We start from the raw sequence: 15,697 nt of genomic DNA, 5'->3' as shown, positions 1-15,697 counted from the left end.
GGGTATCTGCGCTTTTATTATGACGACTCTCACGGCTGGCAGCGCTTTAGCGCAAGGTCAGGCCACAGCACCACAGATGACGCCTGAAGCGCTCTATAAAGCAGCTCAGAACCAGCTTGGCATCGTCGAGTATTGCAAAGACAAAGGCTTCGCGACACAGGAAGACATCGACAGCCAGCAGTCCATCATGAAGATCATGCAGGAACCTGCCGACAAGTCAGGCCTTGAAGAAGCGCAGGCCGCAGGCCGCAAGGGTCTTGTCCAGTCACTTGGGCAGGAAACCGACGTTGAAGATTACGCCAAAACCTCTGGCAAGAGCGTCGAGCCGTTCTGCCAGCAGATTACCACAGCCATTAAGCAGACAGCCGCACAGCTGCCGAAATAAGCTTATTTTTGCTGCAATGGAATTCTCTCCATTGCAGCAGCCTACTTTTGCCAAAATGCAACACCGCTGAATAAGATGAGTGTATTTCTCATATATTATTGTGTTTCAGCGAATGCATAACTATGGTGCCGCAACAAAATGTGGTGCCCTCCTTGAACCGATCCGACAAACACAATCTGCCTTCGGCTTTTCCTCTGCAAGAAATTGCAGATATCGATGCCGCTATTACAGATTATTACGACGAACTGTGCCGCGCAGTCCGTCGGCGTGGGCGCGCCTCCTCCAATGCGAATGAAGTCGTTCACGATCTTTATGTGCGCCTGAAGGATCGCAGAACCGATCTTCAAGGCAAATCGTCGTTACGCGCCTTTCTTACACGTGCTGCGATCAATCTGGGTCTGGACCGCTTTCGCCGCGAACGCTTTGAAGCCGAACTCTTTTCCGGCACAGAGGAAGAAGCAGCAAACATTGCAAGCAAGGTTACAAATCCTGATCTGGCACTGGATATGCCACGCCGCCTCGCTCGTCTGCGCGATGCCATCATGGAACTGCCGTTGAAACAGCGCCGCGTTTTCATCGCCCATCGCATTGGCAACCTACCCCCGGATGAAATAGCAATGCGCTTTGGAATCACGCGGAATATGGTGGACAGACACCTTCGAAAAGCGCTTATGCATTGCCTCATTCGGCTGGACGAACTGGACCAGGCATAATGAACCCAGCATCAAAAAAAACGAACGAGGCTGAGCGACAGGTTCAGGAACAGGCAATCGACTGGTTGCTTCAATTGCAAGCCGACCCCGATGATGAAACGCTTATGGAAGCTTGTGCACTATGGCGCGCGAGCGATACCCGACATGAACGCGCATTTGCTAAAGCCTCCCGCGTGTTCAGTGATAGTCGTTTTCTACTGTTAAACGATACAGATTTTGCAAAAAATGCTGCACGAAAGCCGAATTATCCGATTGCTGCTGCTTTAAGCTCGATGCTTTTCTTCGCTGCCCTTACCGGTGGTTTCATTGCATTTGATGGCCCGATGCGCCTGCGGGCGGATGCTATTTCGACAAGTAGCGAAATGCCCGTCATTAAATTAAGCGATGGTTCCACCGTTCAATTGAATGCCGGATCGGCAGTCGCTTTTGATATTACGAATGATGGACGTCAAGTACAGCTATTGCGCGGCGAAGCCTATTTCATTGTCGCACCAGATCCGCAGCGCCCTTTCAGAGTTAAAGCTGCAAATGGCGAAGTGACAGCCCTTGGAACTCAATTCGATGTAAAGTTAAAAGATAGCGGTACAGATATCGTTGTCATTGAACACGCAGTTCAGGTGCAGACCAGCGCGTCTTCATCAGCCTTCAACCCACTCGATACGTTACGGCTGGATGAAGGACAGAGCGTTTCATACGACAGCCGCAATGGCATCGGACAGGTGACGAGGGTTGACCCGGAACTGGCTGCTTCATGGCGCAGCGGCCGGCTGGTTTTTGAAGATCAGCCACTGGGATCCGTGATCGAGGACATTGCGCGCCACCTTCCCGGTAAGGTGATGATCACAAGCAGCAACCTTGCCGAACGCCGGATAACAGGCTCATTTGATCTGACGGCCCCTTCAACCGCACTTGATGATTTTATCAAAGCTTTTGATCTCAAAGCAATACGTGTGGGATCACTCCTGACGGTACTGCATAATTAATTTTCGATCAGATGTCCCAAACATATCAACTCATTCGTCCAGTCTTTGAAAGGCAATTTGCGCGCATGCGCTAGAGCCTCAATACCAATGCCCGACACCAACGCCTTGACCGTTGAGACTGGAAACGACATGAAAATCCCCTCTTCGCGCATTCTCAACGTCTGCGCACGTCCATTGTTTGCATCGCTGCTTATGAGCGGCACCGTATTGAGCGCGTTCATTGCCACGCCTGCTACGGCGCAGGCGGCACCACAGGCAGTCGCGGTCAACATTCCGGCAGGAGGGCTTGCAAACAGCCTCAACCGCCTTGCAGTGCAAACGGGTCTTCAGATCGCTTTTGATGCGTCTGTCACCAGCGGTTTAAGCACATCCGGCGTCAAGGGAATCATGACACCTGCGCAGGCGCTTGCGACGCTGCTGCGCAACACAGATATTGACTATCGTTTCACCGGCGACCGCACGGTGCGCCTTGAGCGCGAAACGGGTGCAAGCAATGCCGCTGCGCCTGTCAATAACGGTTTCTTGCAACTCGACACCATCACCGTCAGAAATATTACTGGTGTTGATTTTGCCGAGCTTGATCCGCGTGTGTCGCAGATCACCTCTGAACAATTGCAGCAGGCACAGGCTTCGACAATTCCTGAACTGGTTAAGAAAACACCCGGCGTCTCCATGCTTGGCGGCGTGCGTACCGAAGGTCAATCAATTGCGGTCCGCGGCTTTTCACGTCAGTCCGATGTGCGCATTTTGCTCGACGGCGCACCGAAGAATTTCGAAAAATACGATCAGGGCACAATCTTTGTAGAGCCTGAGCTACTCAAGCGTGTCGAAATCGAAAAGGGTGCGACGACCGTTCGCTATGGCAATGGTGGCTTCGGCGGCACGATCAGGCTTGAGAGCAAGGATGCAGCAGATATGCTGCGGGCGGGCGAAAATTGGGGCGCATGGGGCAAGACCGCATACCAAACAGCAAACAAGCAGTTTCTGGAAACCGGCGCAGTCTATGGTCGCTCCAATCTTGGCACGGGTATTGATTTCGACGGTATTGCCAGCCTGACATGGCGCAAAGGCGACAACATGCGTGTTGGCCGCGGCGAGGTCTATAGTTACTCTAATTCCGAGCTGACTTCCTTTTCCGGCAAACTATCCGGAGAAGCGGCAGGGCATAAACTAACTGCTTCTGTACTTTACGGCGAAAGTGCCAATTGGGGACCCCTCGCCGCTATTCGCGGAGAGTTTGAGCCGAGTGCTTATCAAATCCAACGATATGGGTTTCGGGGTGCCGTGCAAAGAATGCTTGCATGGCGAGAGCTGAAAGATTTCACATCGGTTGTCGAGCACACCTATGATGGTGACAGCGATCTGGTGAACACGCGGATCATGGCGAGCTATTCATCCACCGATATGCATGCAGAACGCTTTCCCGGTGTGGAAGGTTCGGCATCCCTTGGCGGGACGGAGAACGACGCAAAATATTCTGATTTTCATATTGAAGCAGAAAATACTTCAAATTTTCAGCTTGGCGGCATCGATCACAGCCTGAACTACGGTGTGCAGTTCAATCATCACGTTCGTGATGTGACAATGTTCTACAAGGGTTATGAAAATCAGGCTCAGTATAATTACGGCTATTTCGCGCCGTGGATAATGCCTGCCGGAAAACAGGACGTGACATCATTCTTTATCCGAGACAAGATCGGACTAACTGACAAACTGATCGTCACTCCCGGCATCCGCTATGATTATATTCGTTCAGAAGGCGAGCCTAATGCCGCGCCTCGTTATAATGATCCATCCGCAGGTCACGATTACTCCGCGGTAACGCATCACGGTTTCACACCGGCGGTCAGCGCGTCATACCAGATTACACCCGCAACACGCCTGTTTGTTGACTGGGCCTATGCAATGCGCGCGCCCAACATCGATGAAATCTATTCCGTGCAGAGTGCGGACACGAAAACATCCAGATCAAGTCGCGGTCTTTCGGTCGAACGCAATAACACGGTCAACATCGGCGCTGATACATCGCTCAACAGCATCTTTACAGATGGCGATATGTTGATGGTTCGCGGCTCTTTCTTCAACAACAAGGTTACAAACCCCGTCGGAAGACGCGTCGGTAGTAAAAATAATGCCGGACTAGATTACAGAGAGGCTTCCTTCTACTGGAACATGCCTTCCTACTATTCGCGCGGTTTTGAATTGGAAGCGCATTATGAAAACAGCTTCTTATTTGCAGACGCAAGTCTCACCTATATGATCGGGAGGCGTCATGGGACGCTTAACAATATCCATGGTCCCGATAGCTATATCAACGACATCATGCCAACCACTGCCATAACCACGCTTGGCTACAAACTTCCTGATTATGACATCAACTTTGGCTGGACCGGCACTTTTGTCGATCATCAGAACAGAACTGGTTACGTCAAAGATGATCTGAGTTTCAAACGACCAAATGCACCCGGCTATGCCGTCCATGACCTGTTCTTCAATTGGGCACCTACAAAAGGCATCATGAAGGATTCTGAACTGCGGCTTGGTCTTGATAATATATTCGACAAAGAATACGAGCCTTATCTCAGCGACGGCATCACAGCTATGCCGGGCCGTAATTTCAAGGTTTCGTTTAGCCGGAAATTCTGATGAGAAAAACGGACTGAAACCACTGGTTTCAGTCCTTTATTTTTTTAGCGACGGGAAAATTTAACAGGTGCCGTAATCGTCTTGTTAGCATCCGGCGGAGGTGCTGGGACAGGCGAAGCACGCTGAACCAATGACAACACTTCACTGTCGAGCTCCGGCCATCCCGAAGATCTTGCGAGCGAGGCGGACAGAACCTTGCCGCTATCATCGATGCGGAAACGAACATAAACGATGCCTTCTTCCCCGCGTGATTTCGCAGCAGAAGGGTATTTTTTACGACGCTCAAGATGCGCCATAAGACGTGACTGCCAGCGGGCCGGTGTCATTGAAGATGCGAATAGGCCAGACGCCGATTGGCGTGCGGCATTCCGGTTTGTCTGCGCCACCTGAGCTTGGGCCTTGACCGCCTGCTTGGACGACGCTTGCTCCTGCTGGCGTTGTTTAACGGGCGTCTTCTTAGTATCCTCTTTCTTTACAACTTCTTTTTTAACAACCGGCTTTTTCTCAATCTCTTTTTTGGGTTCCGGAGGAGTAGGCTTCGCTATCGGAAGAGGGACTTCAACATTTTCGAGTTGTGCAAGTTCTTCTTCTGGATGCACTTCTTCCGGTTCAACCGGAGTCGGTTCTTCCTGAGCACTTTCTTCTTCTTGAACTTCAGGCTCTTCTACGGGTTTTTCGACTTTCTCCGCAGGTGCACTGGCATCAGCTGTTTCCTGATCGGGGGAAATCTCGTTTTCCTCCGTCGTCATTGCTTCCGGTGTCTCAGCCAGTTCGATCATGATTGCTGCCGGAGGCGTATCATCCGCCATCGCCATTTCCGGTTCACGCATCAGCCACATTGCAGCTGCAACGTGAACCGATAGCACAACAAAACATGCCCCCGCCCAAAGTGCTAACTCACTCACGCCGCCACGCAGATCGTGGTTGTCGCTATTACCGTTCATGACAGCTCCGCCCATACAGGCGTATCAACGACCTTCTCTTTACGGCGAAAATCAGAAAGCATCTGCCCGTGATTGATCATGCTAAGCAGATCACAATCAAGGCATGCAAGGCGTCCGTCTTCCGTCTGCAAAGCAAGATCGGCAATTGTAAAATCATCAAAAGCAGCAACAAATGATCGCTGTGCGGCTTGCAACAAATGCCCGAAGGCAGACCCTGTATTATTGTCTTTTGCTGCTTCAGCCGGATTGTCAAAACCAGGCTGCATCAAACGCAGCACAGTGCCAACGTTGATGGCATCCGGCTCACAAGCAAGCCGAATGCCGCCCCCGCGCCCCCGCGTGCCGACCAGAAAACCGTGATGAATGAGATCCGAGACGATCTGCGCTGCATGATCCTTCGTCGTGCCCGTCGCTTCTGCAGCCTCACGTGTCGTGACAGCTTGGCCGCCCGAGTTACGGGCGCAGAGAACGAGCAATTCAATCGAAAGTTCGGCTTGTCTGGTAAATCGCATCACATGAATCTTTTCTGGTGTAAACCTTTTCAGAAACATGGCCCCATCAACATGTGGCCTTTACGATATGTGAGGATCAAGCGAAGATTTCACGCACCAGCGCATGAACGCGACGGAAAGCAGCTTCTGCTCCCGCAACAACGCGTTCTTCTTCAACTTCTGTGAGATCAACTTCATCCAGTGCTGCGGTAAATGTACGCCAATGCAAACCACGGCCTTCAGGCGCGCCAGCGAGATGGCGTGCGCCAAACTCTTCTGACAGTTCTAGCTTCAGTGCTTCTTTGAGGAGGAAAGCAGCGCCAAGGTTGGAACCTTCAGCAACGTAAAGCCAGCCGAGTGCGGTCGGCAGATCAATTTCAATGCCTTCTGCAAAAGCAGGTGCTGCATCGGGTGCTGGCAGCTCAAATCCAAGATCGATAAGATCCTGACCAACCTGTTCGAAGCGGCGGCGGCCCTTCAGGTCTGGAAGCAACGCATCAAGAGCGGCATCGTCATAAAGAACATTGATATCGCGGTGGAACTGATACTGCACCTGCACAAACATTGCATAGCGGTCACGGCTGGAAAATGGCTTGCCTGCCATGATGCTCTGGTCAAGGCGCTCATGCGTTCCTGTGGTACGCGCCTTTAGACGTTTCGAGCGGGGAAGAGCAACGGGCTGCTCAAGTACGGCGGCATCAGTCATATCGTGTGTCCCTGTTATCTGGCATGTCTTCGGTTCGAACCGGACATTAACCTCTCCATTTACTAAGACGTTTGAGCGACCCATCTTTTGCAATCCCGAGACGGAAAAAAAATGCTTCGGCACAAAATGTCGCACCTTCTAACTGCTAGAAATCGAAGTTGAAGCCCAGCTGAGCAGTATGCTTGTCGATCGAGCTGGATGACTTACGGCTATTCGCGATATTCGAGCTGCCGATGTTGTTTGTATGTTCATAAGCCTTTTCTTCTTCGGTTTCGCAATTCAAACTGCCATAAAAGTCACCCAAGAACTCATTTGGTGGAATGGTGACGGGAACAACATAATGCTTCGACCGCATCACATGACGTTGCGAAACAACAGCAAGTAATTTCCGATCGATCGTCGTAATTGCTGCTATTATCAACTTAATATTGCGGGTTTTTTTAGATGAAATTCCGCAATCGGAACCGGACGGCCAAACAGCCAGCCTTGACCAATGGCATCTTTGTGCAATTCAAGCACATGCTCGGCCTGTTCCGGTGTTTCCACACCTTCAACGACCAGCTTTAGCTCAAGGCGCGCGGCAATATTACAAATATTTTCGACGATTTCTGCGCTCACGGCCTCGGTGCCAATAGCCTGTGTAAACATGCGATCAATCTTAATGCCGCTGATAGGCAATTTTGCCATATAAGCTAGATTCGAATATCCGGTACCGAAATCATCGATGAAAAACTCATAGCCTCTAGCCCGATAGGACCTCATTCCTTCGATGAGCTGTTCATGATGCGTGGTTGAGCGTTCGGTTATTTCGAGAACGATTTGCTGGGCAGAGATGTCCAGGCGGCTTCTTTCATCATCAAGAAAAACCAGGATTTTAGGGTCAACAACATCATCTACCGATAAATTGAGGCTGATATAGAAATCGCTGTGCTTTTGTAGCAGCAACCTCATTTCCTCCAGCGACTTACGGATGATTATACGTGTTAGGTTTTTGATGTCGCCTTGTTCTTCTGCTATCATAATAAATACATCGGGGGGTATCTCTGCGCCATGCTCATCAGACAGTCGCGCAAGCACTTCGGCACCCTTCACATGACCGTTACGAAGCGACACCAGCGGCTGATAAACAACCGTAATACGTTCTTCGGTAATTGCTCGCTTTATCTGTTGTGGTAGCGACGAGTAACCATGCCGCCACCGAATAGCGGCCACGCCCAGTCCACTGCCAGCAAGCGCTCCAAAGGCCACAAGTGCCATAAAGACGCCGGTTGGTTGTTGAAAAAGGCTGACTCCCGATAGCGACGCGATCACACAAATATCAATCTCGTCAGAGCAGCCTGAAACTACGCGATGAGAACGGATGTCATACCACGCCAGCTTCTCGGGTGCTTGCATTGTCAATTGGCTGGCATCACCAAATGTACGATAAATATAATTGCTGCTTCGGCTCAAAACATGAGCGCTCAAATTTGGCTCTGGCTTTTCATAAGACTCAAAGGCAACAGGTGAAGTAAACACGATCCCCGCGCCATGCGTAACCATATCGACAGGCCCGAGATGTTTTCCAATGCCCCTTGCGTTGGCCCATAGTCGATGTCCGCCGTCTACTTCCCGATCTGACACCGGCAATTCGATGGGGGGGGATAATTTGCCCCATAACGCTGTACAGACTATATGATTACCCTCTACGCGACCGATATCACGAAGATAACGTGCGTTAAAAGCCAATCGCCTCAATTCCGTGATATTCTCGTCAGAACAAAAATCTTCGCTACTGTTGTTGACGATCGCAAGTGTATTCCTGCCAGACTTTGCGACATTTACTGAGTGTTTTAACAGGTCGTCGCGGTATTCATTCAAACGAATATAAGAGAGACGAACCAGTTCGAGCTGCCCCAAAAATATAATTATTCCCACGCCAAGACATGCGGCGAGCGCAACAAACCACCGATCTCCGTTGTTACGCAGCCTTGCCATCCGAAAGAACGTCTCCACCCGGCGAGTCAACGCCCCACATATTAGATGACGCTATACAAGTCTTTTAACGAAGCCAACGGGCGAGATACGGAATTTATCAATAAAATGCCAATAAAAATAGGTTCCTTTTTAAATATTCAATTACACACTGAGTATTCGAAACGATCGGAAAAAAATTTAATTTTATTAAATTTTTAACGATGGTTGACGACACGGACCAGAACCGTAAATTAGTCATCCATGAACAAAATTATGATCGACCAAGACTATCTTATTGAAAAGCTCGCTGCGCTGCTGGCAATTCCAAGCCCTACAGGTTTTACGGATGAAGCGGTGCATTTCGTTGCCCGCGAACTGGAGCGGCTCGGGCTTGAAGTTATCCTAACGCGGCGAGGGGCGATCCGCGCACGCCGCAGCGGCAAATCGAGAAAGCCTGCGCGCGGTATCGTCTCCCATGTCGATACGCTTGGTGCGCAGGTCAAGTATCTCAAGTCCAATGGGCGGCTTGAGCTTGTTTCAATCGGCAACTGGTCGGCACGCTTTGCAGAAGGTGCGCGCGTTTCGATCTTCTCTTCCAAAGGCACCTATCGCGGTTCGATCCTGCCGCTGAAAGCCTCCGGCCACACCTTCAATGAGGAAGTGGATACGCTTCCCGTTGGCTGGACCTATATCGAGCTGCGCGTCGATGCGCTGGCCCGCAACAAGGAAGACCTCATTGAACTCGGCATCGACGTTGGCGACATTGTCGCCGTCGATCCTATGCCGGAATTCATCGATAATGGCTTCATCGTCTCGCGCCATCTTGATGACAAGGCGGGCGTTGCAATCATGCTGGCATCGCTCGAAGCCATGCAGCGGCTCAATGTCGAAACACCGGTCGATACATACTGGATATTCACCATAGGCGAAGAAGTTGGCGTCGGCGCTTCTGCAGCCGTTGTGCCGGATATTGCCTCGCTGGTGGCGATTGATAACGGTACCACAGCCCCCGGTCAGAATTCGTCCGAATTTGGCGTGACACTCGCTATGGCGGACCAGACCGGGCCTTTCGATTATCATCTGACCAAGAAGCTTTACGAGCTTTGCGGCGAGCACGATATCCCGGTGCAGAAGGACGTTTTCCGCTATTATCGGTCTGACGCGGCATCTGCGGTAGAGGCTGGCCACGATGTTCGCACGGCGCTTCTGGCCTTCGGTGTCGATGCGTCGCACGGCTATGAACGCATTCATTTGAGCGCTCTTACATCGATTGCAAAGCTTACTGTTCACTATGCAATGAGCGAGGTTGAGATCAAGCGCGATGCCGAGGAAACCACCAAAGGTCTCAAGGGCTTCACGCATCAGAAATCAACCACTGCCGAGCAGGACCTGAGGCCGGAAGACAGCCCAACGGAATAGTTGAAAGCAGCACAGAGAATTTGAAGGCGGGATGATCCCGCCTTTTTTTCGAGCGCGTCCCTAAAAGCGTAAAGCGGGTGCGGTCACGCAAATTAATTATGATAATTTGTTGATATACGTCATTTACTCCCTATAAATAATAGCCTGACAGATTTGCAGGCAGATATGGCCAAACGAAAGGAACCGCTGATGAAGAGGTTATTTCGCGCCGTTTTGACAGCGGCCACTCTGGTTCTGGGTTCAGCGACATTTCACGCTGGCGCGCAGACACCGCCCGATGTTCTTATCGTCGGGCAGATTGCTGAACCGCAATCGCTTGACCCACACACGGTCACGGCAACAAATGATTTCCGCATCCTTGTGAACATCTATGACGGTCTGGTCCGCTATAAGGATGGCACGCTGGAAATCGAGCCGGCGCTTGCTGAAAGCTGGACCATTTCAGACGATGGCAAAACCTATACATTCAAGCTGAGACAGGGCGTGAAATTCCATGACGGTTCGGATTTCAACGCGGAAGCGGTCAAATTCAACTTCGAGCGGATGCTGAACAAGGATCATCCGTTCTATAACACCGGACCGTTCCCCCTCTCCTTCAACTTTGAATCCATTGAAAGCGTCAATGCGCTCGATGCAAACACCGTCGAGTTCAAGCTGAAAGAGCCGTTCGCGCCGTTCTTGTCAAACCTCGCCTATCCGACCGGCCTGATCGTTTCGCCAGCAGCGGTTGAACAATATGGTGCGGAGTTTGGCCGTCATCCTTCCGGCACCGGCCCATTCAAATTTGCCGAATGGCAGTCTGGCCAGCGCGTGGTGGTCGAGCGTAATCCCGACTACTGGGATACGGCGCCGACCTTGAACGCGATTGTTTTCCGTCCCATCACCGACGCCAATACGCGCGTTGCTGAAATGATGGCAGGTGGCATCGATATCATGGTCGAGGTGCCGCCGGATAATCTCGCGACCTTCAAGCAGGATGCAAATTTCGCTGTCGCAGAACAGGCGGGACCGCATGTCTGGTTCAGCATCCTCAACACCAAAAGCGGTCCGTTCGCCGACAAGAAAGTTCGTCAGGCTGCAAACTATGCAGTCAACAAGCAGGGTCTGGTCGATAATGTCCTGCAAGGTTCTGCAACTGTCGCGGCCGGTCCCGTGCCACCTGCATTCAACTGGGTTGATGATAAAACCGAGCCTTATCCCTACGATCCGGAAAAAGCTACGGCGCTGTTGCAAGAAGCGGGTGCGCCCAATCCTGAACTTACTTTCTATGTGACAGAAGGGGGCTCGGGGATGCTCGACCCGATCAATATGGGCGCAGCTATTCAGGCTGATCTTCAGGCCGTCGGCTTCAAGGTGAAGATTGAAACCTACGAGTGGAACACCTTTCTTGGTCGTGTGAATTCCGGTCTGGATGGCAAGGCAGACATGGCTGAAATGGCATGGATGACCAATGATCCGGACACAGTTCCATTTCTAACGCTTCGTACCGAAGCCCTGCCGGACAAAGGTGGCTTTAACTCGGGCTATTATTCCAATCCGAAAGTTGATGAATTGCTGACCAAGGCGCGTACATCGACCGATCAGGCAGAGCGCGGCAAGCTCTACGGCGAGATCCAGTCTATCGTGCACGACGATGCGCCATGGCTCTTTGTTGCCAACTGGAAGCAGAATGCTGTCACAACAGCAGCCGTTCAGGGCTTCAAGCTCCAGCCGTCATTCCTGCTGCATCTCAAGGATGTGACCAAACAATAAAGCACTACGCCAGCGTTTCAGCCGCTGGCGCAATTTTGCTTGAGCACATCCCGAAAAGTGGGAACTGGTTTTCGGGGTAAATGTGCGTGAAAACAAAAAGGTTTAGAGCATCGATTTGATTTTGTTAGATCGAAGCGCGTTCTAAACAGAGCGGAGGAGGGCTAATGCCAGCCTATATCTTCAAGCGGCTCATAGCGGTCGTTCCCGTTCTTTTCGGGCTTTCCATCATCGTGTTTCTTGTGATGGCATCAATTCCCGGCGATACTGCGACAGCTCTGCTCGGCTCTTATGCAACGCCGGAAAATGTCGAGCGTATCAATCGTGATCTCGGTCTCGATAAGCCACTTATTCAGCAATATTTCATCTGGATCGGCAATCTGCTGCAGGGTGATTTCGGTCGCTCCTTCGTGCTCAACCGACCTGTTCTGGATGAAGTAATGGAGCGTTTTCAGGCAACGCTCATTCTGGCGGGCGTTGCTCTCGTGCTCTGTTCGATCTTCGGACTTTTTGCAGGCATCGTTTCAGCGGTGCGTCAGTTCGGCTGGGCAGACCGCACGATCACCTTCATTGTATTGGCAGGCATTTCGATCCCGTCATTCTGGCTTGGCCTTCTGCTGATTTATCTCTTCGCAGTGCATTGGCGCATCCTTCCGGCATCGGGCATGTATGCAGTCTATGGCGGCGGCGATCTCAAAGACCTGATCTGGCATTTGATCCTGCCAGCATCGACGCTTGCGGTCGTTGCTGCCGGTGTGATTGCCCGGCTGACGCGCGGCGCTATGCTCGAAGTTTTGCGTCAGGATTATATCCGCACCGCACGCGCCAAAGGGCTCAATGAGCGTCGCGTTATTTACGGTCACGCCTTTCGTGCAGCCCTTGTCAGTGTCATTCCCGTCATCGGCATTCAGGCAGGCTTCGTGCTGGGCGGTGCGGTCTATATCGAGACCGTGTTTCAATGGCCCGGTATTGGCGCCATGCTTGTGAAGGCAATTTCGACCCGCGACATCCTGCTTGTGCAGGGCGGCGTGCTGATCGTGGCAGCAAGCTATGTGCTGTTCAATCTGCTCGCCGATGTCCTTCAGACCATGCTTGATCCGAGGATACGCACATGAGCGCCCTTTCGGAAACCTACACCCCAGCCGCTCCTGCACGCCTGTCATCATGGCGTCTGCTGATGAGCAATCGTCTGGCAGCTTTTGGCTTTTTTCTGCTCGCGCTCATCTGCGTGCTGATAATACTCGTGCCCATCCTGCCATTGCCCAACCCGGATGCGACAGCACCTGCAAACCGGTTGCAACCCGTCTTCTCCGCAGGTCATCTGCTGGGCACAGACCAGCTTGGACGCGATATTCTGAGTCGCCTTCTCTGGGGCGCCCGCGTCTCGATCGCGGTCGGCTTCGCAGCCACGCTGATTGCCGCCGTGATCGGCTCGGCTATCGGCATCGTCGCAGGCTATGCAGGTGGGCGCACCGACAACCTTATGATGCGCGGCATCGATATGCTAATGGCTTTTCCCTATATCCTGCTGGCTCTTGCAATTGTTGCTGCGCTGGGACCGGGATTGATGAATGCGCTTTATGCAATCGCCGTGGTCAATATCCCGTTCTTTGCACGTAATGTGCGCGGCACAACACTCGGCCTTGCCAATCGCGAATTTGTCGATGCTGCCCGGCTTTCCGGCAAAGGGCATATTTCAATCCTGCTTACCGAAGTGTTGCCCAATGTGTTGCCGGTTATCGTCATCACCATGTCAACCACGGCAGGCTGGATGATCCTTGAAACGGCAGGCCTCAGCTTTCTGGGTCTTGGTGCGCAGCCGCCACAGGCTGATCTTGGCTCGATGCTCGGTGAAGGCCGCGCGCAAATGTTCACGGCACCGCATGTTTCCATCGTGCCGGGCCTGATGATCTTCCTGATTGTCATCAGCCTCAATGTGCTGGGCGACGGCATCCGCGATGTGCTTGATCCCCGTTTGCGCTCCGGTGCCCTCGCCCGCCCCGGCTCGGTAACGGCAGTCGCCAAGAACAGAACCGCGCCCAAGACGAGGATGCTGGATGCAGCTCTCGCGGTCGAAAAGCTCGAAACAGGCTTCGTCAACAATGGCAACTACACGCCTGCGGTCAACAGTGTTTCCCTGCATCTTAATCGCGGCGAATGTCTTGGCCTGATTGGCGAAAGCGGCTCAGGCAAAAGCGTCACCGCGCTTTCCATCATGAGGCTGGTCGCTTCTCCACCCGGAATGATCCGCAACGGCGCCATCTATCTTGACGGCAAAGATGTACTCGACATGAGCGAAACCGAACTGACCGCCACGCGCGGCAGCAAGGTCGCCTATGTCTTTCAGGATCCGTTGACCACGCTGCACCCGATGTACTCAATCGGCAAACAGGTCGAGGAGGCAATCGCAGCGCATAAATCGATCAGCGCATCCGAACGCCGGGTAGAAGCTATCGCCTTGCTGGAGAAAGTGGGTATTCCAGATGCAAAGGAGCGTGCAGATCATTACCCGCACCAGCTTTCCGGTGGTCAGCGTCAGCGTGTCGGCATAGCCATGGCACTCGCAAATGATCCCGACATCATCATCGCCGATGAGCCGACGACCGCACTTGATGTGACCGTACAGGCGCGCATTCTTGAGCTTTTACGCCATCTGCAGCGCGAACGCGGCATGGCGCTTTTGTTCATCACTCATGACTTTGGCGTCGTTTCCGAAATCTGCGATCGTGTTGCCGTCATGAAAGACGGGGTGATCGTCGAGACCGGGACCGCCAGAGAGGTGCTCGCCAACCCGCAACACAGCTATACCAAGCGGCTGATTGCCTGCGTGCCGGAACTTGGCCACGGCAAGGGCTTCTATGAGCGCGTGGCAAAGCTGTTCAGCGGCAAACAGATGGAGGCCGCCACATGAGCCAGGCTGCAATCAGTGTCCAGAATCTGAGCAAAACCTTTGGTGGCGGACGCTCATTTTTCGGCAAACAGCGCCATGCTGTTGAAGCGGTCAAGTCTGTGTCGTTCAATCTCGCGCGCGGTGAAACACTGGCAATCGTAGGCGAAAGCGGATCAGGAAAAAGCACTCTGGCGCGAATGCTGGTGGGGCTGACAGAGCCGAGCGACGGCACGATGAAAATCGCCGGACAGGATGCCAGCGTACTTCGCCGCTCTGGTCCGCGAGCTTTTGGCAAAATGATCCAATATGTGTTTCAGGACCCCGTGGCGTCGCTTAATCCGCGCAAGACCATCCGACAGATACTGGAAACACCCCTGAAGCTGCTGGGTGAATTGGATAGTCAAAAGCGCCAAAAGCGTATGGAAGAACTGCTTGATGCCGTGCAGATGCCAGAAGATACTCTTCTGCGCTACCCGCATGAGTTTTCCGGCGGACAGGCCCAGCGCATCGCGATAGCCCGCACACTAGCCGCAAATGCCGAAATCATCGTACTGGATGAGCCGGTCAGTGCACTTGATGTCTCCGTTCAGGCGCAAGTGCTGCTACTGCTCGATGAGCTTAAACAGCAGTTCGGACTGTCCTATCTCTTCATCAGCCATGATCTTGCGGTGGTGGAAGCTATCAGCGACCGCGTTGCCGTCATGTATTATGGGGAAATCGTCGAGGAAGCGACCGCCGAGGACCTTTTTGCGAAGCCACAACATGCCTATACACGTCAGTTGATAGACAGCGCGCCGCGTATGAAAAGAGAGTAG

The 15,697-nt window shown here is 52.4% G+C and carries 14 protein-coding genes; 9 read left to right on the top strand and 5 right to left on the bottom strand.

Features of this window, described 5'->3' with window-relative positions; all coding sequences use genetic code 11:
* The first annotated feature begins 19 nt into the window (after window positions 1-19).
* The 3 genes from U2P60_RS02620 (at window position 20) to U2P60_RS02610 (ending at window position 2,081) form a co-directional block, all read left to right on the top strand.
* A complete protein-coding gene (locus tag U2P60_RS02620) occupies window positions 20-385 on the top strand; it encodes a hypothetical protein (RefSeq protein WP_313829098.1) in 366 nt (121 codons plus the stop codon).
* 143 nt (window positions 386-528) lie between these two features.
* A complete protein-coding gene (locus tag U2P60_RS02615) occupies window positions 529-1,098 on the top strand; it encodes an RNA polymerase sigma factor (RefSeq protein ID WP_413571976.1) in 570 nt (189 codons plus the stop codon).
* On the top strand, window positions 1,098-2,081 hold the full coding sequence (locus tag U2P60_RS02610; RefSeq protein WP_413571118.1) for a FecR family protein: 984 nt from the start codon (window positions 1,098-1,100) through the stop codon (window positions 2,079-2,081). The genes U2P60_RS02615 and U2P60_RS02610 overlap by 1 nt, the downstream gene beginning before the upstream one ends.
* Here the strand turns inward: U2P60_RS02610 and U2P60_RS02605 are convergent.
* Window positions 2,078-2,212, bottom strand: a complete 135-nt coding sequence (locus tag U2P60_RS02605; RefSeq protein ID WP_273727672.1) for a hypothetical protein — start codon at window positions 2,210-2,212, stop codon at window positions 2,078-2,080. The two genes, U2P60_RS02610 and U2P60_RS02605, sit on opposite strands and share 4 nt — an antisense overlap.
* Between U2P60_RS02605 and U2P60_RS02600 the strand changes: the two genes are divergently transcribed.
* Window positions 2,211-4,727 carry a TonB-dependent receptor domain-containing protein gene (locus tag U2P60_RS02600; protein ID WP_413571117.1) on the top strand — a complete coding sequence of 839 codons (2,517 nt, stop codon included), beginning with the start codon at window positions 2,211-2,213 and terminating at the stop codon, window positions 4,725-4,727. The genes U2P60_RS02605 and U2P60_RS02600 overlap by 2 nt on opposite strands.
* 44 nt (window positions 4,728-4,771) lie before the next feature.
* On the opposite strand, the gene U2P60_RS02595 is transcribed toward U2P60_RS02600, so the two are convergent.
* The 4 genes from U2P60_RS02595 to U2P60_RS02580 form a co-directional block, all read right to left on the bottom strand.
* Complete coding sequence (locus U2P60_RS02595; protein WP_413571116.1) at window positions 4,772-5,671, bottom strand: energy transducer TonB; 900 nt, start codon at window positions 5,669-5,671, stop codon at window positions 4,772-4,774.
* Window positions 5,668-6,222 carry an RrF2 family transcriptional regulator gene (locus U2P60_RS02590; RefSeq protein ID WP_413571115.1) on the bottom strand — a complete coding sequence of 185 codons (555 nt, stop codon included), beginning with the start codon at window positions 6,220-6,222 and terminating at the stop codon, window positions 5,668-5,670. The genes U2P60_RS02595 and U2P60_RS02590 overlap by 4 nt, the downstream gene beginning before the upstream one ends.
* Window positions 6,223-6,259: 37 nt before the next feature.
* Window positions 6,260-6,868 (bottom strand): biliverdin-producing heme oxygenase, encoded by a 609-nt coding sequence (locus U2P60_RS02585; RefSeq protein ID WP_313829089.1) that lies wholly within the window; start codon window positions 6,866-6,868, stop codon window positions 6,260-6,262.
* Window positions 6,869-7,285: 417 nt separating this feature from the next.
* A complete protein-coding gene (locus U2P60_RS02580; protein ID WP_413571114.1) occupies window positions 7,286-8,845 on the bottom strand; it encodes an EAL domain-containing protein in 1,560 nt (519 codons plus the stop codon).
* 240 nt (window positions 8,846-9,085) lie between these two features.
* Between U2P60_RS02580 and U2P60_RS02575 the strand changes: the two genes are divergently transcribed.
* The 5 genes from U2P60_RS02575 to U2P60_RS02555 all read left to right on the top strand — a co-directional run bounded on the left by U2P60_RS02575 (window position 9,086) and on the right by U2P60_RS02555 (window position 15,697).
* The gene (locus U2P60_RS02575) at window positions 9,086-10,243 is read left to right on the top strand and encodes an osmoprotectant NAGGN system M42 family peptidase (protein ID WP_413571113.1); all 1,158 of its coding nucleotides are present in this window, start codon (window positions 9,086-9,088) and stop codon (window positions 10,241-10,243) included.
* 189 nt (window positions 10,244-10,432) lie between these two features.
* The gene (locus U2P60_RS02570) at window positions 10,433-11,995 is read left to right on the top strand and encodes an ABC transporter substrate-binding protein (protein WP_413571112.1); all 1,563 of its coding nucleotides are present in this window, start codon (window positions 10,433-10,435) and stop codon (window positions 11,993-11,995) included.
* A 164-nt stretch (window positions 11,996-12,159) separates the two neighbouring features.
* On the top strand, window positions 12,160-13,107 hold the full coding sequence (locus U2P60_RS02565; RefSeq protein WP_413571111.1) for an ABC transporter permease: 948 nt from the start codon (window positions 12,160-12,162) through the stop codon (window positions 13,105-13,107).
* The gene (locus U2P60_RS02560) at window positions 13,104-14,903 is read left to right on the top strand and encodes a dipeptide/oligopeptide/nickel ABC transporter permease/ATP-binding protein (RefSeq protein ID WP_413571110.1); all 1,800 of its coding nucleotides are present in this window, start codon (window positions 13,104-13,106) and stop codon (window positions 14,901-14,903) included. Before U2P60_RS02565 ends, U2P60_RS02560 begins: the two co-directional genes overlap by 4 nt.
* A complete protein-coding gene (locus U2P60_RS02555) occupies window positions 14,900-15,697 on the top strand; it encodes an ATP-binding cassette domain-containing protein (protein WP_413571109.1) in 798 nt (265 codons plus the stop codon). The genes U2P60_RS02560 and U2P60_RS02555 overlap by 4 nt, the downstream gene beginning before the upstream one ends.

It is taken from the genome of Brucella sp. H1_1004 (assembly GCF_047308065.1).
Lineage (GTDB): Bacteria > Pseudomonadota > Alphaproteobacteria > Rhizobiales > Rhizobiaceae > Brucella > Brucella pseudogrignonensis_B.
This window is presented reverse-complemented; position numbering and strand designations above follow the sequence as displayed.

What these genes read in the sequence shown, in the direction of transcription:
- U2P60_RS02575 (WP_413571113.1), top strand. Translation starts at nt 9,086, where the DNA reads ATGAACAAAATTATGATCGACCAAGACTATCTTATTGAAAAGCTCGCT.
- U2P60_RS02560 (WP_413571110.1), top strand. Translation starts at nt 13,104, where the DNA reads ATGAGCGCCCTTTCGGAAACCTACACCCCAGCCGCTCCTGCACGCCTG.
- U2P60_RS02565 (WP_413571111.1), top strand. Translation starts at nt 12,160, where the DNA reads ATGCCAGCCTATATCTTCAAGCGGCTCATAGCGGTCGTTCCCGTTCTT.
- U2P60_RS02585 (WP_313829089.1), bottom strand. Translation starts at nt 6,868, where the DNA reads ATGACTGATGCCGCCGTACTTGAGCAGCCCGTTGCTCTTCCCCGCTCG.
- U2P60_RS02595 (WP_413571116.1), bottom strand. Translation starts at nt 5,671, where the DNA reads ATGAACGGTAATAGCGACAACCACGATCTGCGTGGCGGCGTGAGTGAG.
- U2P60_RS02570 (WP_413571112.1), top strand. Translation starts at nt 10,433, where the DNA reads ATGAAGAGGTTATTTCGCGCCGTTTTGACAGCGGCCACTCTGGTTCTG.
- U2P60_RS02580 (WP_413571114.1), bottom strand. Translation starts at nt 8,845, where the DNA reads ATGGCAAGGCTGCGTAACAACGGAGATCGGTGGTTTGTTGCGCTCGCC.
- U2P60_RS02590 (WP_413571115.1), bottom strand. Translation starts at nt 6,222, where the DNA reads ATGTTTCTGAAAAGGTTTACACCAGAAAAGATTCATGTGATGCGATTT.
- U2P60_RS02610 (WP_413571118.1), top strand. Translation starts at nt 1,098, where the DNA reads ATGAACCCAGCATCAAAAAAAACGAACGAGGCTGAGCGACAGGTTCAG.
- U2P60_RS02600 (WP_413571117.1), top strand. Translation starts at nt 2,211, where the DNA reads ATGAAAATCCCCTCTTCGCGCATTCTCAACGTCTGCGCACGTCCATTG.
- U2P60_RS02605 (WP_273727672.1), bottom strand. Translation starts at nt 2,212, where the DNA reads ATGTCGTTTCCAGTCTCAACGGTCAAGGCGTTGGTGTCGGGCATTGGT.
- U2P60_RS02555 (WP_413571109.1), top strand. Translation starts at nt 14,900, where the DNA reads ATGAGCCAGGCTGCAATCAGTGTCCAGAATCTGAGCAAAACCTTTGGT.
- U2P60_RS02620 (WP_313829098.1), top strand. Translation starts at nt 20, where the DNA reads ATGACGACTCTCACGGCTGGCAGCGCTTTAGCGCAAGGTCAGGCCACA.